Below are 20,907 nucleotides of genomic sequence, written 5' to 3'. Positions count from 1 at the left end.
CCCCGAAGGGGGTTCAAGGAAAAACAACATCTTGACACAGTTCAAGCATACGGATTGGTACTTGAGTTTAAAAAAGATATTCGATTACAAGAAACCTTCTTATGCAGCTAAGTATTTTAAACGATGGTATGAAAAGGTAATGAAATCCAATATACCCGAAATGATTAAAGCCGCTAAGACTCTTTTAAATCACATAGAAGGTATCTTGTTGCACATAAAAACGAATATCTCTAACGGTAAAATAGAAGGTATGAACTCTAAACTTAGAGGATTTACTAAAAGGGCTTTTGGTTTTAAAACATTAAAGAATTTAAAAATCACTATCTTTATTGCCCTTGGTAAACTTAATTTAACTCCAGCTTAATTACCCACTATTTTCGTGATAGAACCTTTTATTTTTATCTGGTCTATCACTTTCTAAGTAATGAATAACATAATTCAAAATAGGTCTTATGAACTGTCCTTTATTCACAATTTTATCCAGTAGTTTAATGTTCATTTCTCAACCCTCTTTCCTTTACCCAATAGCAACAAAAATATAAAATAAAATTTACTTCAAAAACCCTTTCTTTAGAATGTTAAGAACTCTTGAAGCTTCTATATTTTATTCTAAATTTTATTATATCATAACTCTTTCATAGTAACTAAAAGAAAAGGCAAAGGCATTATATCCGATAAAAACCATCGTAAATAATTTTAACGTAAGTTTTTTTGACCGATCTCTGTAATACTTTATAAATACATATTTGAAGCCAATAAAAAAACACTTGAAAATCATATGGAAAAGTGTATGATTAAAGTGAAGGGTTGGATTATTTGAGATATTAATTTTAAATTAAAAGAATAATTCAAGGGGGTGAAAGAGGATGAAGAAATTTGTTGTTGTTTTGTTAATCACTGGTCTGGTGTTAGGGGGTATATTTGTTTTTGGAGGGGATGATGATGGAATAGATAAGACAAGTGGTTTAGAACCCACAGAGATTGTAAATGTTGTGGAAGAAGTAGAGTAAATGCTTAGTTGGGGTTTTTACTTTACCTAAAAAACAACGCTTTTAAAAAGCTTAGAAGATTTAAGAAAGTATCTAGATAAGTTTTTGGAGGAAAAGATTGTGAGGATAGAAATTATTTGCCGGCAAGAAGTAACCCTGCAGGGAAGAAGATTAAATCGAAAGGAGGAGGAGAATAATGATAAAATTAAACTCTATGAGCAGAGACGTCCCAGCTTGTGGATGTGTGATTGGCTCTTGTGGTAATCAACCCGCTCCCAAATAAAGCGGATTAGCAAATTAGATGGTAAGTAAGATCAAGGATTCCTTAAAGAAAAAGGAATCCTTGATACATGATATAAGTTTAACTAATGAAAATCAAACTCGAAAGGATGTGAATTAATTGAATAAAGCACTCGATTTGATAATCACAAAAAAAAAGCGGATGCAAGATTTTTCCTTGTTCCAAAAAAATGGAGCCACTGTTTTATGGGATAAATTAACTTTAAATGCATATTCGTTAGATAAAAAGCATGAGGAATTCTATAACTATCTTCTAAAAATAGAAAATCAAGAAGAAATAAATAAATTCATTATAAGAGAAATAAATAAATCTCCCGAATTAGAAAATGAATTAATAGAGTTACTTCAAGATTTAAATTTAAAAAAAGAAAGTAAGAACCTACGTCGGCTCAATCTCTTAATATCCCAAAAATGCTTGTTAGGTTGCCTTTATTGCTATGCTAAAAAAGGAACATATGGTTACCCTTCTTTTATGAAACCTCTAACCGTAAAAAACAGCTTGGAATCTTTTCTTTCAATTTTTGATAATATAGGGATGATCCAGTTTTTTGGTGGAGAACCTCTATTAAATTTAGAACTAATAGAGTACACAATTAAATTAATACAAGAATTAGTTTCCAAAAAAATCATTCAGAAGAAACCAGATTTCCTTGTAGAAAGTGGATTAGGCGTACCTGAAGAAATAGTGAGAAAGTTTGCAAAACTATTACAAGTTTATCCAGAAATACGATTGACAGTTAGCTGTGATGGACCTTCTGAAATTCAAAATATTTTAAGACCTTTTAAGAATGGTAAACCATCTTATAACTCCGTAATTGGAAATCTCAATTATTTAAAAAAATATGGGCAACCTCATGCAATCGAAGTTACTTATACAAAGATCCATTTTGACAAAGGAATATTACCATCAGATTTAATAAATTACTTTAAAAAAGAATTAGGATTAAAGGATTCGTTAGTTTTTGTAATTCCTGTAATCTCTAAAGATCCTTCTTTGGCCTTGTCAAGAAACGTTGAAATAGAAATATTGCATGAATATGATGTTAAAATGTTAAAGTCCTTAAAAAACATAACTTCTTATGCAAGACATAACATAGATGAGTTCAAAAAACATGTTGAAAATAACCTTCTAAATTATGCCCCCACTAAATATTTCTGTGATGGGGGAATAGAGAGTTATGCAGTAGATACATTTGGAGACATTTATCCCTGTCATATGTTAGTCGGAATGGAAAAATTTAAGATAGGAAATGTTGGAGAAAATATAGAAAAGTTAAAAATGAATTTAGAAGACTTTGCGATTAAGCAAAAAACAATAGTTGAAAAGGCAAGATACGATAAATGTAAAAACTGTTATTTAGAAAATTATTGTTCTAATTGTCCCTCCGCAAATTATTTGCTAAAAGGGAATATGGTTCCTTCTTTCTCTGATTGCGAAATTCGAAAACAAATTGTAAAAGAGTTGCTTTTAGAATATGTCAAAAACACGTCTCAGGAGGTATAAAATTGAAAAAAGAAAATAATCAAAGTTTGAGAAAATTGTTAAAATACTCAAAAAAATACTTAAAGTATCAGAAAACTCCTCTGATTCTTGCACCATTATTGTTATTGGTTTCTATTCTAAGCCCCTTTTTAATAAAATATCTTATTGATGATATAATTGGTAACCATGAATTTTCACAAATATTACCATTTATTATCCTTTTTACCATCGTAATATTATCTGAAAGGTTAATTTCCTTTATTGTCAATTATGGCTATTACAAATCTACCAATTTAGCTGCAAGAGATGAGCAAATTTACATGTTTAAAAAAATACTAATGATCCCTATAAAAGAGTTTTCCTATAACAAAATTGGTGATTTCATGTCAAGAGTGCTTTCCGATACGTTGGAAGTTTCTTTTTTTCTTGGAGCAGGAATCTCAGTAATCACCTATAATATTATACAACTCATCGTTGTTTCTTTGGTTTTATTATATCTAAATTGGCAACTTGCTGTTATCACCTTCATCATGGTCCCTTTTTACTATTTTTCACTTCGAGCATTTGAAAAAAATCTTCAAAAGAGCTCTGAGTTAGAAAGGATTGCTTACAGTGATCTTACTGAGGAATTGAGAGAAAAAATAGAAGGTCTTTTGCCTATAAAATCTTTTTGTAAAGAAAAATTTTTTTCAAAACAATATTCGAAAATATCATGGATTTGGGTTAAGAGGAAAAATAGACTAAATATGCTTAATCAATCTGCTGAGGATTTCATGTCTTTTATATATGAAATGATTCCTGTTTTAATACTGGGTTACGGTGCGTATCTAATATTAAAAGGAAATGCTACTCTTGGAACCCTAATGGGTTTTTATGCTTACCTGGGTTGGATATTTACTCCCATACGAAATCTTAGCACTTTCTATATCCAAATGCAAAGAGCCCGACAAGTTTCAGAACGTATCTTTGAAATACATAATTTCCCTGAAGAAAACTTGAGAGAAGGAGAACCTTTTCCTAATAATGATTACCCTATTACCTATGAGAACGTTTATTTTAAATATAAAGACAACACCGTCCTGCATGATATAAATTTAACCCTTGGAACAAAAGAAAAAATCGCAATTGTTGGAACAAGTGGTGCAGGTAAATCCTCTTTTGTTAACCTAATCCCAAGATTCTACGAACCCACTACAGGAAAAGTGATGATCAATGGTATAGATGTTAAAAAATATAATCTGAAGCAATTAAGAAAAAATATTACCATTGTTAGGCAAGATGATTATTTATTCAACATGACGGTCAAAGAAAACATAATGCTTGATGATGAATTCACTGAAGAAGAATTCATGAAGGCGGTAAAAAAAGCGAAGGTAGATAAATTCATAGGGCTTTTAGATGAAGGATACGATACTGTAGTAGGAGAAAGGGGAAGTAAGTTATCAGATGGGCAAAGGCAGAGAGTAGCGATAGCAAGAGCATTGATAAGGGAACCAAAGGTATTGATACTGGATGAAGCAACGTCTGGTGTAGATTCACAGACAGAAGAAGAAATATTCTATGAATTGAAAGAGTACGAGATGACTTTGATTATAATATCCCACAGACTATCGACGATAAGAAAAGCTGACAAAGTGATACTATTAAAAGATGGAGAGATAATGGGAGAAGGAGTACATGAAGAGTTACTAAAAAATTCTCCCCTTTACAAAGAAATAATAGAAAGTCAGTTGGTTGTATGAAAGACTAATTACAAACTATTTTGGTAATAGAACCTCTTGTTTTTTATAGTGGGATTCACAGTTGTCTTTGGTGGCAGTTATTTGAGCTCATCGTTTCCTGTGACAGAACAGTTCAATGACATACTGTTATGGATACTGTTAGGAGTAGGGATATTTTTATTTTTCTTCACAGTAATAGCGGGGAGAAAGATAACAAAAGAGACTGTAGTGTTAACGATTCCAGATTAAAGGGAGTTAAGAATAAAGTTTATATAGACAGTTTGGAGAAAAAATGATTTTCAATTGGTTTATTTTCATAAAAGCCAAAGGTAGTGTTAAACTCGAAGTCAAACAAAGTTAACACTACTTTTTTTCTATGTATTAACATTAGTAGTAAAATTGGTAGAATAAAAAAGAATCTATGTAGGGGGGTGAATTAAAATAAATGTTTTGATTAAAAATTGTAGGATTGTGGATGAAGAAAAAGATTTATTTGGGGATTTGTACATTAAAGATGGGAAGATAGATAATTATGGCAAGGATTTGAATTACGATGCATATACTATAGATGCAAAAGGTTTGGTTGTTATGCCTGCTTTTGTGGATATGCATGTCCACCTCAGAGATCCTGGTTATACATATAAAGAGGATTTACATTCTGGTAGTTTAGCAGCATTGAAAGGCGGATACACATGCGTGAATCTAATGGGTAACACCAATCCTATATGCAGTGATATGAAAGTGGTTAATTATGTGTTGAACAAAGCTAAAGAGTTAAATTTGATCGATATTCACCAAACGGTTTCTATTACAAAGAACTTTGATGGAAAATCTTTAGAACATTTGGATTATATAGAGGATAGTGTGAAATTCATATCCGATGATGGAAAAGGTGTTCAGTCAAATTTGACTATGTATTTAGCGATGATAAAAGCAAAGGAGAAAGGGTTAACTATCATAGCACATGAAGAAGATAATGAAATAGTAACGATAAACACGAGACTTTCCGAAAATTTGATGACTTTTAGAGATATATACCTTGCGAAATTGACAGGGGCTTGGCTTCATTTAGCCCACGTAAGTACAAAAGAGGCAATAGAAGGTATAAGGAAGGCAAAAGGAGAGATACAAAATCTTACCTGCGAAGTTACCCCCCACCACTTAGCCTTATACAATTATGATTACAAAGTTAATCCTCCAATAAGAGAAAAAGAAGATGTTTTGGAAATAATCAAGGGAATAAAGGATGGGACTGTAGATATTATAGCAACTGATCACGCCCCACATTCTATGCAAGACAAAGAAAAAGGATCACCAGGTATATCAGGGTTAGAAACTGCTTTCCCCGTTTGTTATACGAAGTTGGTAAAAAGTGAAGAAATTACACTTAATCGCTTATCTCAACTTATGTCATCAAAACCAGCACAAATGTTAGGGGTTAAAAAGGGAAAAATACAGGCAGGATACGATGGAGATGTAGTTATTGTAGATTTAGAAAAGAAGGTTAAAATCAACAAAGGCGAATTTTTATCCAAAGGCAAAAATACTCCTTTTGATGGGATGGAATTTTATGGAGAAGTTATAGCAACAATTAGAAAGGGAGAGGTCAAATACAAAAAGGGGAGTGACAAATTTGATAATAGATAGATTATTCAACGAGGTTGAAAAAAAGGGGAATGTTTGTGTAGGATTGGATACCCATTTGGATTATATACCGGTTAACTTAAAAGAAAAGTATCAAGATATTGATGAAATTTTGTTTGAATTCAACAAAGAGATAATAGACAAAACATATGATTTGGTACCCGTCTATAAATTACAAATAGCATATTATGAAGCATATGGCATAAAAGGTCTTTTAGGGTATAAAAAAACGATAGAGTATTTGAGAAGTATAAAAAAGATAACAATCGGGGATATAAAAAGAGGAGATATTTCATCCACTGCTCAGATGTACGCTAAAGCTCATTTTGAAGGGGAGTTTGAGGTTGATTTTGTAACCCTAAATCCATATCTTGGTTTTGATACCTTAACCCCTTACCTTAAATACATTGAAAGTGGAGAAAAGGGAGTCTTCGTACTTCTAAGAACATCGAATCCAGGAGCCAAAGACATACAGTATTTGAAAATATCTCCAAAAGATGAATATCTTTATTACATTGTTGGGGACAAACTCAATGAAATAGGGGTTAAGTACCGAGGGAGTTGTGGCTACAGTTCAATAGGTGCGGTTGTAGGCGGGACACATGTTGATGAAGCAAAAGAAATTAGAAATAGATACAAAAATATGTTCTTTTTGATCCCTGGGTACGGTCATCAAGGGGCTACGGGAAAAGACGTTTCCCTTTATTTAAACAAAGGTAATGGCGGCGTTATCAACTCTTCAAGGGGAATAATTAACGCTTATAAAAATTACAAGGATGGGGACCAAAGGTTTGCAGATTATGCCAGAAAAGCAGTACTTGAAATGAGGGAGGATATACAAATTGAAAGAAGGGTATAGGGAAGTAGATATTTCCTCTAATACTGAAATCGCAAAAGGCATATTCGAGTTGAAAGTTCAAATAGAATCCAACGACAGTTTGGGTGATCCTGGACAGTTTTATATGCTGCGTAGTTGGGATTTTGATCCTCTTTTGTCTAGACCTTTTAGTATATGCAATATAGAAGGAAGCGTTGTGACTTTCTTGTACAAAATTGTTGGACGAGGAACAAATTACCTATCCAAACTGAAACCAAAAGATAAGTTAAAGGTTTTAGGTCCCTTGGGAAACGGTTTTAATTTGAATGTAAATGGAAAAGTTGCTTTAATTTCCGGTGGTATCGGTATACCTCCAATGATTTATTTGGCAAAAAAGTTGAGTACAGAGATCGATTTTTATGCTGGATTTACAAATGAAGTTTATTATATGGACTACGTACAAAAGTATGTGAATAAGATCTATATAACGACTGAAGATGGTTCTACAGGTCAAAAAGGTTTCATAACGGATATATTCAGACCAGAAAAATATGATGTTGTTTTCACTTGCGGTCCTTCCGCCATGATGAAAAAAGTAGTTGAAAAATGTGAAAATATGATTCCTGTTTTTGTCTCTATGGAAAGTATCATGGCCTGTGGTATGGGAGCATGCTTGGGATGCAGTATAAAGACAAAATCTGGGATGAAAAGGGTATGTAAAGAGGGACCCGTTTTTGAGGGAAGGGAGGTATTTTTTGATGATTGATACCAAAGTGAAAATCGCTGGGGTAGAGTTTAAAAATCCTGTAATAGCCGCTTCTGGGACTTTTGGTTTTGGTAGAGAGTTTTTAGAATACTTTCCCATCTCTAAATTAGGTGGATTATCAACCAAAGGGCTAACTTTAAGGCAAAGAGAAGGAAATAGTGGTGTACGGATTCATGAAACCACAGGTGGCATAATGAACAGTATCGGTTTACAAAATCCCGGTATAGACGCATTTATTGTAGAAGAGCTTCCTTTCTTAAACAGCCAGGATACGGTGATAATTGCCAACGTTAGTGGAAATACGATTGAAGAATACGTTATTTCCGTTGAAAAACTAAACCAAACCGAGATTGATATGATAGAGCTGAACATTTCCTGCCCCAACGTTAAAGAAGGAGGCATTTCTTTCGGTACAAAGGCAGAAATAGCTAGCAACGTTGTAACACAAGTTAGAAAAGTTTGCCAAAAGCCCCTCATAGTAAAATTATCTCCAAGTGCTGAAAATATAGTTGAAATGGCTGAAAGTTGTGTTGAAGCAGGAGCGGACGCACTATCACTTGTAAACACTTTTCCTGCCTTAGCGATAGATATAAGCAAGAAAAAAGCCATCTTCGATAATATAACTGCGGGTCTATCTGGACCTTGTATCAAACCTATTGCCTTAAGAATGGTGTATGAAGTTTCAAAAGCTGTTGATGTTCCTGTTATAGGTCTTGGCGGAATTATGGATTATAAAGATGCAATTGAGTACATAATGGCAGGTGCATGGGCTGTGCAAGTAGGTACCGCTAATTTTATCAATCCCAAGGCTTGTGTTGAAATAATTGAAGGTATAGAAGGGTACATGCAAAACGAAGGGATTTCAACTTTAGAAGAAGTAAGAGGGATAATTTAAAGTGTTGGTATTTTAGAATAAGTTGAAATTAACCAATTATGGATATTCTACTTTAAATTTTAAGAGTTGTTTAATGTACTTCTTTTTATACAATTTTTCTTGACTTAAAGTTGACTAATATGGTAGAATTTAAAAGTAAGATATATAAAAAAAGATATCAGATTAGAAGGAGGAAAAGTGATGTCAGCTCTTTTAGAAATACAGGATTTAAAGGCAAAAGTTAGAGATGAAGATGTCGAAATATTAAAAGGCGTTAACTTAACTATAAATAAGGGTGAGATACACGCGTTAATGGGTCCAAATGGGTCTGGAAAGTCTACATTGGCCCATGTTATTATGGGAAATCCAAAGTACCAAGTTACCTCAGGAGATATCTTATTCGAAGGGCAATCCATTTTAGATCTTTCTACAGATGAAAGGGCTAAACTAGGTTTGTTTATGTCTTTTCAGACTCCTGAAGAGGTTGAAGGTATAAAAATGAGACAATTTTTGATTAATTCTTTCAGAAACATTCATAAAGAAGATAAAATTACACTATTGGAATTGAATAAAGTAATTTCCGAGTTATCTCAAAATTTAGATCTCAACGGAGAATTTCTGGAGAGATATATCAATACAGGGTTTTCTGGTGGTGAAAAGAAAAAAAGCGAAATACTACAAATGGGTTTTCTTAAACCAAAATTGAGTATATTAGATGAGATAGATTCCGGTTTAGATATTGATGCCTTGAGGATAGTGGCAGAAAACATCAACAGAGTAAAAACTGAAGATATGGGCATATTACTGATTACCCACTATCAAAGAATCTTGAACTTTGTTATTCCAGATTACGTGCATATATATATAGATGGGAAGATAGTTAAAACGGGATCAGAAGAATTAGCCAAAGAAATAGAGGAAAACGGTTACTCAACGTTGGAACAAGAGATGGGAATAACAATTTCCGAGGAGTGAAATTATGGCAAAAAATGAAAATGTTAACATAGAAGATTTGTTGGTAGACCAGAGCAAATTTGATTTTAGAAATCCCGAGACGTACGCCTACAAAACCATTCCAGGATTAAACGAGAAGGTGGTTCAGGAAATATCCGAGCAAAAAGAAGAGCCTGCCTGGATGAGAGACTTACGTTTAAAATCTTTACATATATTTGACACATGGAGAGATCCTCGATTCGGGGTTGATGTTTCTGACTTAGATGTAAGTAAAATCGTTGCATACATTAGGCCAAAGGCAAAAAAGTCTACATCATGGGATGAAGTTCCTGCCGAGATAAGGGATACTTTCGATAAACTAGGAATACCAGAGGCAGAAAAAAAGGCTTTAGCTGGCGTTGGAGCGCAGTACGACTCGGAAATCGTTTATCAAAACATAAAAAAAGAACTTGAAAATTTGGGAGTAATATTTTTAAATATGGAAAGTGCCGTTAAAGAATACCCGGATTTAGTTAAAGAGTATTTCATGAAGGCAGTAGCTCCTACAAACCACAAATATGCTGCTTTACATGGTGCCGTATGGAGTGGAGGAACATTTTTATACATTCCAAAAGGTGTAAAGGTTCCATTGCCACTTCAAGCCTATTTTAGGATGAATAACCCGGGAATGGGTCAAATGGAGCATACGATAATCGTTGCCGATGAAGGTAGTGAAGTGGTGTTTATAGAAGGATGTTCTGCTCCTTATTATGAAATAACAAACCTTCATGCTGGTATGGTAGAAATATACGTTAAAAAAGGCGCCAGGGTAAAATACGCAACGATTCAGAATTGGAGTAAAAATACATACAATCTGAATACAAAAAGAGCAATAGTTGATGAAGATGGTATGATGGAGTGGGTATCAGGCTCTTTGGGGAGTCATAAAACGATGATATACCCATCTTCAATATTAAGAGGCAAAGGGGCGAAAACGGAAACTAAGGCGATCACTTATGCTGGGCCAAATCAACATATGGATTCAGGTTCAAAAGTTTTCATGTTCGCACCATATACCAGCGCAAATGTCGATGCACGAAGTATAAGTATCGGTGGTGGTTGGGCTTTTTACAGAGGATGGTTGAAAGTAGGAGAAAACGCCAAAGGTGCAAAAGCTTCAGTATCTTGTCAAGCATTGATGCTTGATAACGAATCTAAAAGTGATACGGTGCCTCTTATTGAGGTTTACACTGATGATGCAGATGTGGGACATGAAGCTCGCATAGGTAGAATCAAAGAAGAGCAGATTTACTATTTGATGAGTAGAGGGTTAAGTGAAGCTGAGGCTAAAGCCATGGTGGTTAGAGGTTTTGTAGAGCCTTTTGCAAAAGAGCTTCCATTAGAGTACGCTATTGAACTGAACAGATTAATTAATTTAGAAGTAGAATCAAGCATAGGATAACATTTTTGATCGAAATAGTTATAACAAGGAGTGAACAACAATGGAGACAATTTTTGAGAAACCTATAGATATGAGACATAAAAATCTAAAAGCGGTTGAATGGCAAATTCCCCAAATTACACCAAAAAGAGATTACGGGGATTACGAATTTCAAGCATCCTTGGAACACATTTCTAATGAATTGTTAAAAACTTTCAAAAATTATAGATACGAAGCTTACAAAAATTGGGGTTTCCCTAAATGGAAAAGAACTAAATTAAATGGGTATGAGCCAGACAAATACTTTTCCTTTGTCCCTGTTAGCTCAAAAGGAAAGATATTAGGGTTGAATGGAATCGACCAGGATGGAATAGAAATCTTAGCCAAATACGATTTTGAAGGCGCTCATAGGAAATTTTTATTGATGGCTGAAGCTTTTTCTAATACAGGTTTTTATCTAAAAACCAATGAAGGAGAAGAAAGAGAACCGATTATTTTAACGTATGATTGGAAGTTCCCAATATACGAGACCTCAGTTTATAACATAAGTCCATTCTCTAAAGCCACAGTAATTAGGTATTTAATGCCCAGCAAAAATGAAAAGTTATTTAGAACGACTTCAAATAGAATAGTAGTAAAGGAAAATGCTTCTTTAGAACTGATAAATATAAATTTATGTAACGATGACAGTTTGAACATTGATAACACCCTTATTGAAGTGCAAAAAAATGGAAATGTTGAAGTCGTTGATATAAATATTGGTGGAAGAATTACCTCCCCACATATTGTGTTCAGACTTGCCGGCGAAGGCGCACAGGCTCATTTATATCCTTATTTTTTGGGAGATAAGGATAACGTTATTGATATGCTTTATTTAATGAGGTTCTATTCACCTGAGACAACTGGAGCAATCGATGCCAAAGGCGTTATAAAAGATGAATCAAAGGCGATATTCAGGGGTTTTCTTGACTTGAAAAAAGGTGCAAAGGAAGCTAATGCGTCCGAATCAGAGTACACTTTAACCCTTTCTGAAAAAGCCAAAGCAGAAGCGTTCCCCAGTTTGTTGGTAGATGAAAATGAGGTAAATGCAGCACATGCTGCTACGGTGGGCACTATTGAAAAGGAAAAATTATACTATCTGATGACTCGTGGATTCTCTTTGGAAGAAGCAAAAAAATTAATCTCTTCAGGTTTGTTTGAATCCGCTATAGACAGAATTAAAGTTTTTGATGAAGGGATGAGTCAGGTGGTAAAAGATGTTATCTTCCAAAGAATATGAGGAGATATTTCCAGCTTTAAAAAGAAAAATAAATGGGCATAAATTGGTCTATCTTGACAATGCTGCCACCACGTTAAGGCCAAAAGAAGTTATGGATGCTGTAAATGAATACAGCCTCAACCATCATTCCAACGTCCATAGATCAACACATACCTTAGCAGCTGAAGCGACTCAGTATTATGAAGATGCAAGAAGTGAAGTTGCAAATTTCATAAACGCTGAAGCCGAAGAAGTTATTTTTACAAAAGGTGCGACTGAATCTCTTAATCTTATAGCTTATTCCGTTGCAGTTTCAAATATTTTGCAATCTGATGACGAAATTTTGATATCTACAATAGAACATCATGCAAACTTTGTTCCCTGGCAGCAAATATCTAAAATTTTTAATTTAAGGATAAAGTACTATTCCGCAAAAAATGGAATTTTTGATTTATCCGATTTTCTCAAGCATATTACCAACAAAACTAAGTTAGTAAGTATTACCGCTTTGTCAAACGTTACTGGTCAACATATTCCAGTTAATACTTTAATCAAACAGATTAGAAATATCAGAGAAGATATAATTATTGTTGTGGATGGTGCCCAAGCTGTACCTCACTTGCCTATCGATGTAAAGCAGATGGATTGTGATTTTATAGCCTTTTCTGGCCATAAGATGCTTGGACCCACGGGAATAGGTGTGTTGTATGGTAAAAGAAAGTATTTAAACATGATGACCCCTTTTTTGTTTGGGGGAGAAATGATCGATAAAGTTTCTACCGATGGAACTACTTTTAACGTGTTGCCTTACAAATTTGAGGCGGGAACTCCAAACGTTGACGGAGCCGTAGGATTAGCTAAAGCCATAGAAATACTTGAAAGTATTGGCATGGATAATATTCAAGAACATGATAAACAACTCACCTCTTATGCATTGAAAAAATTAAAAGAGTTAGATTTTTTAGAAATATTCGGCCCTCAAGACGAAACGCAGCAGTCAATAATATCCTTCAATATGAAAGGTGTTCATCCACACGATGTAGCGCATATGTTGAACGATTTGACTGGAATAGCCATTAGAAGCGGTCATCATTGTGCACAGCCATTGATGAAAGAGTTTGGTACAACCGCCACTTGTAGGGTAAGCTTCTATTTGTATAACGAAGAAGAAGATGTTGATAAATTATGTGAAGGATTAAAAAAGGTTTGGGAGTGGTTAAAATAGGTTTAGAAGAACTTTACTCTGATATAATATTAGATTATGCAAAAAATGAGAGGTACAAAAAAGAGATACAAAACGCTAAGAAAGCTGAAGGGAAAAATTTATCTTGTGGAGACGAGATAACCCTTTATTTAAAAGTAGAAGATAATATAATAAAGGAAATTACTTTCACAGGGCATGGCTGTATTATAAGTCAGGCAAGTGCATCGATGATGTGTGAATACCTTGAAGGAAAAACAGTAGACGAGGCAAATAAAATTTTTCAAGAAATTATAAAGATGTCACAAGGCAAAGAATTTGATAAAGAATTAGTAGATGGAATAGAAATTTTTTCTGATATCTCCAAATTTCCTATGAGAACTAAATGCTTCACCCTTGCTTGGCATACGTTGGATGACGCCCTCAATGGTGGAAACAAGTAAAAATTAAAAAACCGCCTCAGCGAGGCGGCTTTTTTCTTAACTTTCTACAATATCTTTTAGTTGTGCTACTCTGTTTGGATGTCTCAATTTCCTCAACGCCTTAGTTTCTATCTGCCTTATTCTTTCTCTTGTGACGTTAAAGAACTGTCCAACTTCTTCTAGTGTCTTTTGTTTGCCATCTAAAAATCCATATCTCATTTTCAAAACCAACGCTTCTTTAGAGTTTAAGGTGTCAAGAACTTCCTCCAGTCTTTCTTTCATAATCATTTTTTGAGCTTCTTCTTCCGGGGTTGTTTCTTCGGTACTAATAAAATCTCCTGTTTCAGATTCTTCATCATCACCATTACCGCTAGATATAGGTGAGTTTAAAGAAAGTACATCTTTTGCACTCATTAGGATTTCATTAATCTTATCTTCTGGTTTATCTAGAATTTCTGCAAGTTCTTGTGCTGAAGGATAATCTCCGTTTTCTTGTAAATACTCTCTGATAACTTTGTTCATTCTGTTTATAGTCTCAACTAAATGAACAGGGATTCTAATCGTTCTTGCTTGATCAGCTATGGCTCTGGTAATAGCCTGTCTAATCCACCATGTTGCATAGGTTGAGAATTTGAAACCTTTTCTCCAGTCAAATTTGTCTACAGCCTTTATCAATCCGATATTTCCCTCTTGGATCAAATCCAAAAAAGTCAACCCTCTACCCGTGTACCTTTTGGCTATACTGATAACTAACCTTAAATTTGCCTTTATCAGTTCGTCTCTGGCTTTCTGATCACCTTTTTGAGCTCGTCTTGCTAGTTGCCTTTCTCTGGAAGGACTTAAAAGCTCAACTTTGCTTATTTCTTTGAGGTATATTTTTATAGGATCACCTAAAGAAATATTGTCATACATTTTAAGCTCTGTATCCGAAAATAACTCTTCAACCTCTTCATTTTCATATTCCGTTTCATTTAAGGCATCTTTCTCTTCTTCTTCAACTTCTTCTTCTAAAATTTCTATACCTTCTGCTTCCAAAGCCTCGTAAATCTTTTCTATGTAATCACTGTCAATTTCTTCCGATAAATCTGTAGGGATCGCATGATCAATATCGGAATAAGATAATTTATTGCCTTTGTTCTTTGCTTTATTTATTAATAATGAAATGAAAGTATCTACTGATTTTGCTTCTTCGTGGGACTTTTTCACTTTTACTTTAACGGTATCTCCGTCTTTTTCGGCATCTTCAAAATCGATATTCTCTATGCTTTTCATAATTTTTTTCTCTTCTTTCTCACTTATTCTTTTGTTTTTCACTTAATTCCCTCCTTTCATTAAAAAACCAGACTCGCTTTAAAAGCTCTAAAACTTTACAGAGCGCTTCTTAACACCTTGGCACACCCGGAACCGGAACAAGCCCCTTCAATTTAGAAAGTCTAGCAATGAAACTATTTATTTAGACACCTATAATATGATTTGGTTCTAAAAGTACATAAAGAAATAAAAATTTTTGGTAAATCTTCTATTAAAAATATTATTTACAATAATTCTAAAGGGTTTCTTTCCACAATCTTTTTTGCCTCTTCTATGTTCAAACCAGCAGACATAGCTACTTTTAAACTAAAATCATAGTCTAAAAAGTCATCTGGCCCGTGCGCGTCACTATTTACGAGTAATTTTGCATCATATTTTTGAGCCAATTTTGCTACATGCCCATTGGATAAACTATGACCCTTTCTGGCACTTAATTCTAAGAAAACTCCATTGCTAGCAGCCAGGGCAACTTCTTCCTCGGTAATTAAACCAGGGTGAGCTAATATATCTACATATTTTGAATTTACAGCGTAATAGTCAGTTTTTTGAAAAACCGGTTCAACTATAGTTTCTCCGTGAACCAATACAACATCTGCACCGTTTTCTTTTGCATATTTTGCAAGTTCATCTATTAAAGAGGGAGGAACGTGAGTAATTTCAACCCCTTTTAAAATCTTGATCCCTTCAAAGAAACTGCTTTCGTTATCAACAAATTTGTTCAAACTACTTAAAACAAAATCAATGTTGGATTCATCCACATGATCGGATATTGCAATGGCTGCATAACCGTGGGTTTGTGCACGTCTTATCTGTTCGCTGCAGATTAATTCTCCATCACTCAAAATTGTGTGTGTGTGAAAATCATAGACTTTATTCAAAAAAAGACCTCCTCATTTTTGTCTTAATAATAGTATACAAATCTTTAATTCTTTTAAATCTAATAGTAACTCATTTACCTTGAAGTTTAACACATTCTATATTATAATAGTAGTGAAAAAAGAAAGATCCCCCTATCCCCCTGAGATAAACCCAGACATTCTTGCCGGATCCCTCGTGGATCCGGTTTTTTTTAATCTTTTTTTGATGTATAATTATATCACAAAAACTTTTAGCTAAATTAAAGAGGTGAAATTATGCTTCATGAGTACAAAGGCAAATATCCTGTTGTTCAAGAAGATGTTTTTTTAGCTCCTGGTTGTCAAATTATTGGAGATGTAAAGATTGCTAAAGGATCTAGTATTTGGTACAATGCCACATTGAGGGCAGATATTGGTTCTATAACCATTGGAGAATTCTCAAACATACAAGATAACTCAGTGGTTCATATCGACACCGAATATCCAACTATAATTGGTAATTACGTTACTATTGGGCACAACGCTATTATACACGGCTGTGAAATCTCCGATAACTGTCTCATAGGTATGGGAGCAATTATATTAAACGGTGCAAAGATAGGTGAAGGGTGTCTTATTGGGGCAGGAGCTTTGGTAACAGAAAACAAAATAATTCCTCCCAAGAGTTTAGTTTTAGGGGTTCCAGCAAAGGTCATAAGAAATCTTACTGATGAAGAGTTCGAACAAATTAAAGAACACGCTAAAGAATACTTTAATTTGGCAAAAAGTTATAGCAAAAAATAGTAATGCCCTTTAAACAGGCATTACTATTTCTCGTTCACTTCTTCCACTATTCTTTTAGTATCTTGAGCTATCATTAATTCCTCATCAGTTTTTACTATTAAAATGTCAACATCAGAATCCGAAGCTGAGATAATTCCGTTTTTTCTATTCAACAAAGTATTTTTTTCTTTATCAATTTTAACTCCAAAGAAGTCTAAGTAATCACAGACGTCCATTCTTACATGTTCGTCATTTTCTCCCACACCCGCTGTGAATACCAGCACATCTAACCCTTTTAGTGCGGTTATATAACTTCCTATGTATTTTGCTAAACGATATACATACACATCGTATGCCAACTTTGCCTTTTTATCCCCATTTTCTATTCCTTTTCTGATGTCTCTCATGTCGTTGCTCATTTTACTCAAACCGTAGACACCACTTCTTTTGTTCAACAAATCGTCCACTTCGTCTACGCTGTAGCCTTTTCTTATAAGGAAAAAAACTATTCCTGGATCTATATCTCCACTTCTTGTTCCCATTATCAATCCTTCCAAAGGTGTGAAGCCCATCGATGTATCAATCACTTTTCCTCTGTCGATTGCAGCTAAAGATGCACCGTTACCTAAATGTGCCGTTATCATCTTTAATTCTTTCATATCTTTTTTTAATATCTCAGAGGCTTTTTGAGATACGTACCTGTGACTGGTCCCATGAAATCCATAACGTCTTATCTTGTATTTTTGATAAACTTCGTAAGGTAAACCATACATGTACGCTTTCTCTGGCATCGAATGGTGAAATGATGTATCAAATACCGCTACTTGAGGTACGTTGGGTAATAATTTTTTAGCTGCTCTTATGCCCATCAAATTGGGAGGGTTATGTAAAGGAGCAAGATCAGAGTTCTCTTCTATAGCTTTAATAACTTCTTCATCTATCAGTACGGAAGAGAAAAACTCTTCTCCTCCATGTACTACCCTGTGCCCAACCGCATCTATCTCATTTAATTCTTTTAAACATCCATATTCAGGATCAGTGATCAATTCCATAGCTTTTTTCAACGCTTCTTCATGGTCTTTTATCTTGGTTATGTTTTTGTACTCTTTTCCTTCGTTTTCTTGTTCAATATCTGATTCTTGTTCCCCTATTCTTTCAACCAACCCTTTAACCAGACAACTTTCGTTTTCCATTTCTAATATTTGATATTTTAAGGATGAACTTCCGGAGTTGATCACTAGTATTTTCATTCGAAATCCTCCTGTTAATATTTTTGGTTAAAATAAAAAAGTACAACCATGGAAGCCATGGCTGTACTTTGAATTAAGCTTTATTAGCAGAACCTAAAAGCTCCAATCTATCTGAAACAACCTTTTTCACATAAGACTTTGCCGTTTCCATGTATTTTCTAGGATCAAACTCTTTGGGATTGTTCTGCAAGAATTCTCTTAATCCTGCAATAAAAGCCATCCTAAGGTCAGTATCTGTATTTACTTTATTTATACCTAATCGAACGGTTTCTTTCAATATATCTGAGGGTACACCTTTTGATCCTCCGAAATCAGCTCCATAATTTTCAGCTATTTCGACCATTTCTTGCACAACACTTGAAGCACCGTGTAGTACCAAAGGCATTTTTGTCAATTCTTTAACTTTTTTCAATCTATCAAAGTCTAATTTAGCTTCTCCTTTAAACTTAAATGCTCCATGGGAAGTGCCAATAGCCGGAGCTAGAAAATCAACTTGGGTTTCCTCTACAAAATATTTCGCCTCATCGGGATTAACTAGAACAGATTCAGCTGAAGCAACGTTGTCTTCTATTCCAGCTAACTTTCCTAATTCTGCTTCCACTGAAACACCTGCTGCATGGGCTATTCTTACAATATCTTTCGTAGCTTTTAGATTTTCTTCCAATGGTTTATCAGATGCATCTATCATTACAGATGAATAACCAGCTTTAATTGCGGATATTATATATTTAAAATTCTTCCCGTGGTCTAAATGCAGAGCGATTGGTATATCTAAAGAATCTGCAAACTCTCTAACCATTTTTACAAACAGGCTTGCTCCTCTCAAAGGATCACCCATGCCAGCATACTTCATTGCCCCTTCACTTGTTTCGATTATCAGAGGAGATTTTTTCTCTATCCCTCCTTCAACTATAGCCTGGAGAAACTCAAGATTGTTAATGTTGAAAGCTGCAACCGCATAGTATTCCTTATTCGCCTTTTCTAAAATATCCTTTGTATTTACGTAAGGCATAATTTGTTTCCTCCTTTTATTGAATTTTTGTTATTATTTTTAGAGTCTCTAAAACTTTAGTAGCGCCCTTTTTAAGTTACTTCTTTATCTTTTAATTGTCTTTCTAGTACCGCCTTTTCTAGTAGTTCTACAAGCTCTTTTGCTTCGCTATCAACTTCTTTTTCTTTTAAAATTTCTTCAGGTGAAAGAGGTTCATTATAATAATCCTCATTCGCATTATCATCTGCTCTTATGTAAGCCCCTTCAACAGACACTCCAGCGTAGAAGCCCTTTGCAATTGAATAAGAATAAATGGAGGCTTGTAATTTATAATCTAAATCTGCAGAAAGCTGTCTACCCAATGGTCCAGCAGAAATACCAACTGAACCTCCTAAGGTAAAGTTGTTTCCCATGAACCCTTCCATTCCTTTTTCATTCATTACAACTAAGATTAACGCTGCGGATTGTACTCCTATTTGTGCTCCCCAGCTTAATCCATATATATTTACAAATGACGGCCCGTACCATTTTCCTGTTTCACTGTCTTTTCTTAATACAATGCCTTCACCATACTGTCCACCAACCACATAACCCAATTTATAAAATGTAGGAAAGATTACTAAGCCTTCTGACAATTCTACTAATTGAACAAAAGCTCCGCTATCTGGTTTTGATAATAACTCTTCTACAGCTAAGAGAGCTTCTTCTACGGTATCTTGAGCAGTGGCATATAAGCTAAATGAAAACAGTAGGATAATGAGAGTTGCTAAAATACTTTTTTTCATTTTTCATCCCCTCGCTTTTAAAACTTTACTTTGTTTAGAAACTTTAAGGCTGATTAGTCTAATAAAAATTTTTACTTTTTCGATTCTCTCTTAATATTATATCAAATAAAAAGATTATTTAAAAACGATGTATTTATTACTAAATAATAATGGCTACGAGTCCGATAGCAAAACAATAATATGAAAAATATTTTAGTTTTCCAACCAGTACCGTTTTTTTCAGTAGATACAGACCAAACAAACCAAACACGAACGCAAACAACCCTCCTAAAATTACCCAAGGAGAAAAAGTAACCTTATTTATTTCAAAAATACCCGCCCCAAAGGTTACAGGAAGGCTCATCAAAAAGGAATATTTTAGGGCATCTTCCCTTTTTGTTTTCATTAAAAGAGCACCGAACAACGTTGCACCGCTTCTAGATATCCCTGGAAATATTGCAAGGGCTTGCATGAGACCTATAATCAAGGCATCAACATAAGTTATCTGTGTTAAACTCTTTTTACCTTTTAGTGTGTCAGAAATTAATAAAAAGACGGCTGTTACCATTAAAAAAACTCCAATCAATGTAAGAGAAGAAAAGGCTGATTCGATCGAAGATTCCAAGGTAAAACCTACAACAGCAGCTGGGATTGAGGAAATGATTAATTTAAGGATTAGAGTAAGTGATTCTTTTTCCCATTTAAAGAGTCCCTTGATCAAATTGACAACTTCTTTCCAAACAAAGAACAATACGGCAAAAAAGGTGGATAAATGAAGAAGGGCGAAATACGGTACGTTGGTGTCGATGTTCATAAAGGATGAAAATATTGCAAGATGACCAGAACTGGATACTGGTAAAAATTCTGTTAGACCTTGGACGATTCCTAAAATGATTTCTTTCACTTTTTACCTCCTAAGTTGATAGATTTTTATAGTATTTTTATAAGCTCTAAAACCTTGATAGATAGCGCCCCTGGCCTTTTTTAACCTTTCCGAGCCCAAGAGACCGGACCAGGACTCCGAATGCGGCCTTCTCTTTGAAAAAAAAAAAAACACAAGAAACTAAACAGACTATGACAGCTAATAAAAAGAAAACGACATACAAAAACATAAGATCAGCAA

The 20,907-nt window shown here is 34.3% G+C and carries 22 protein-coding genes; 15 read left to right on the top strand and 7 right to left on the bottom strand.

The annotated features are described in order from the left end of the window. Positions 1-364: transposase (locus X925_RS04350; RefSeq protein ID WP_146026682.1), on the top strand; the 364-nt coding region annotated here is incomplete at its 5' end. On the opposite strand, the gene X925_RS10535 is transcribed toward X925_RS04350, so the two are convergent. Beyond that, positions 365-499, bottom strand: a complete 135-nt coding sequence (locus X925_RS10535; protein ID WP_255408257.1) for a hypothetical protein — start codon at positions 497-499, stop codon at positions 365-367. It lies immediately after the preceding gene. A gap of 367 nt (positions 500-866) precedes the next feature. On the opposite strand from X925_RS10535, the gene X925_RS10270 reads away from it, so the two are divergent. From X925_RS10270 to sufU, 13 genes are all read left to right on the top strand, one after another. Next, positions 867-1,010, top strand: coding sequence for a hypothetical protein (locus X925_RS10270; protein ID WP_158245410.1), 144 nt, complete (start codon positions 867-869; stop codon positions 1,008-1,010). Between the two features lie 379 nt (positions 1,011-1,389). Next, positions 1,390-2,793: a radical SAM protein gene (locus X925_RS04345; RefSeq protein WP_121959236.1), complete on the top strand. Its 1,404-nt coding sequence runs from the start codon at positions 1,390-1,392 to the stop codon at positions 2,791-2,793. 2 nt (positions 2,794-2,795) lie between these two features. Beyond that, complete coding sequence (locus tag X925_RS04340; RefSeq protein WP_121959235.1) at positions 2,796-4,514, top strand: ABC transporter ATP-binding protein; 1,719 nt, start codon at positions 2,796-2,798, stop codon at positions 4,512-4,514. An 81-nt stretch (positions 4,515-4,595) separates the two neighbouring features. Next, positions 4,596-4,742, top strand: a complete 147-nt coding sequence (locus X925_RS10265; protein ID WP_158245409.1) for a hypothetical protein — start codon at positions 4,596-4,598, stop codon at positions 4,740-4,742. Between the two features lie 192 nt (positions 4,743-4,934). Then, positions 4,935-6,140, top strand: coding sequence for a dihydroorotase (locus X925_RS04335; RefSeq protein ID WP_103078647.1), 1,206 nt, complete (start codon positions 4,935-4,937; stop codon positions 6,138-6,140). Beyond that, positions 6,127-6,996, top strand: coding sequence for an orotidine-5'-phosphate decarboxylase (pyrF, locus tag X925_RS04330; protein ID WP_121959234.1), 870 nt, complete (start codon positions 6,127-6,129; stop codon positions 6,994-6,996). The genes X925_RS04335 and pyrF overlap by 14 nt, the downstream gene beginning before the upstream one ends. Next, on the top strand, positions 6,980-7,720 hold the full coding sequence (locus tag X925_RS04325; protein WP_121959233.1) for a dihydroorotate dehydrogenase electron transfer subunit: 741 nt from the start codon (positions 6,980-6,982) through the stop codon (positions 7,718-7,720). Before pyrF ends, X925_RS04325 begins: the two co-directional genes overlap by 17 nt. Next, positions 7,713-8,615, top strand: coding sequence for a dihydroorotate dehydrogenase (locus tag X925_RS04320; protein ID WP_121959232.1), 903 nt, complete (start codon positions 7,713-7,715; stop codon positions 8,613-8,615). Before X925_RS04325 ends, X925_RS04320 begins: the two co-directional genes overlap by 8 nt. A gap of 180 nt (positions 8,616-8,795) precedes the next feature. Then, the gene (sufC, locus tag X925_RS04315; protein WP_121959231.1) at positions 8,796-9,569 is read left to right on the top strand and encodes a Fe-S cluster assembly ATPase SufC; all 774 of its coding nucleotides are present in this window, start codon (positions 8,796-8,798) and stop codon (positions 9,567-9,569) included. A gap of 4 nt (positions 9,570-9,573) precedes the next feature. Next, positions 9,574-10,989: a Fe-S cluster assembly protein SufB gene (gene sufB / locus X925_RS04310; protein ID WP_121959230.1), complete on the top strand. Its 1,416-nt coding sequence runs from the start codon at positions 9,574-9,576 to the stop codon at positions 10,987-10,989. A 40-nt stretch (positions 10,990-11,029) separates the two neighbouring features. Continuing rightward, on the top strand, positions 11,030-12,247 hold the full coding sequence (locus X925_RS04305; RefSeq protein ID WP_121959229.1) for a SufD family Fe-S cluster assembly protein: 1,218 nt from the start codon (positions 11,030-11,032) through the stop codon (positions 12,245-12,247). Then, the gene (locus X925_RS04300; RefSeq protein ID WP_121959228.1) at positions 12,225-13,451 is read left to right on the top strand and encodes a SufS family cysteine desulfurase; all 1,227 of its coding nucleotides are present in this window, start codon (positions 12,225-12,227) and stop codon (positions 13,449-13,451) included. Before X925_RS04305 ends, X925_RS04300 begins: the two co-directional genes overlap by 23 nt. Continuing rightward, positions 13,439-13,870: a Fe-S cluster assembly sulfur transfer protein SufU gene (gene sufU / locus X925_RS04295; protein ID WP_233186682.1), complete on the top strand. Its 432-nt coding sequence runs from the start codon at positions 13,439-13,441 to the stop codon at positions 13,868-13,870. Before X925_RS04300 ends, sufU begins: the two co-directional genes overlap by 13 nt. Positions 13,871-13,906: 36 nt before the next feature. Here the strand turns inward: sufU and rpoD are convergent, their stop codons facing one another. Continuing rightward, positions 13,907-15,163, bottom strand: coding sequence for an RNA polymerase sigma factor RpoD (gene rpoD, locus X925_RS04290; RefSeq protein ID WP_012208484.1), 1,257 nt, complete (start codon positions 15,161-15,163; stop codon positions 13,907-13,909). 221 nt (positions 15,164-15,384) lie between these two features. Beyond that, positions 15,385-16,038, bottom strand: coding sequence for a histidinol phosphate phosphatase domain-containing protein (locus X925_RS04285; protein ID WP_012208483.1), 654 nt, complete (start codon positions 16,036-16,038; stop codon positions 15,385-15,387). A gap of 255 nt (positions 16,039-16,293) precedes the next feature. Between X925_RS04285 and X925_RS04280 the strand changes: the two genes are divergently transcribed. Beyond that, on the top strand, positions 16,294-16,800 hold the full coding sequence (locus X925_RS04280) for a gamma carbonic anhydrase family protein (RefSeq protein ID WP_012208482.1): 507 nt from the start codon (positions 16,294-16,296) through the stop codon (positions 16,798-16,800). A gap of 23 nt (positions 16,801-16,823) precedes the next feature. On the opposite strand, the gene X925_RS04275 is transcribed toward X925_RS04280, so the two are convergent. The 4 genes from X925_RS04275 to X925_RS04260 form a co-directional block, all read right to left on the bottom strand. Continuing rightward, the gene (locus X925_RS04275) at positions 16,824-18,029 is read right to left on the bottom strand and encodes an acetate kinase (protein ID WP_012208481.1); all 1,206 of its coding nucleotides are present in this window, start codon (positions 18,027-18,029) and stop codon (positions 16,824-16,826) included. A gap of 73 nt (positions 18,030-18,102) precedes the next feature. Further along, entirely contained in the window at positions 18,103-19,041 is a 939-nt protein-coding gene (gene fba / locus X925_RS04270; RefSeq protein ID WP_012208480.1) for a class II fructose-1,6-bisphosphate aldolase, read from the bottom strand. 71 nt (positions 19,042-19,112) lie between these two features. Next, a complete protein-coding gene (locus X925_RS04265; protein WP_103065225.1) occupies positions 19,113-19,805 on the bottom strand; it encodes a lipid-binding SYLF domain-containing protein in 693 nt (230 codons plus the stop codon). A gap of 139 nt (positions 19,806-19,944) precedes the next feature. Then, positions 19,945-20,688, bottom strand: coding sequence for an undecaprenyl-diphosphate phosphatase (locus tag X925_RS04260; protein WP_121959227.1), 744 nt, complete (start codon positions 20,686-20,688; stop codon positions 19,945-19,947). Between the last annotated feature and the right edge of the window lie 219 nt (positions 20,689-20,907).

The sequence above is a fragment of the Petrotoga sp. 9T1HF07.CasAA.8.2 genome (assembly GCF_002895585.1).
Lineage (GTDB): Bacteria > Thermotogota > Thermotogae > Petrotogales > Petrotogaceae > Petrotoga > Petrotoga mobilis.
This window is presented reverse-complemented; position numbering and strand designations above follow the sequence as displayed.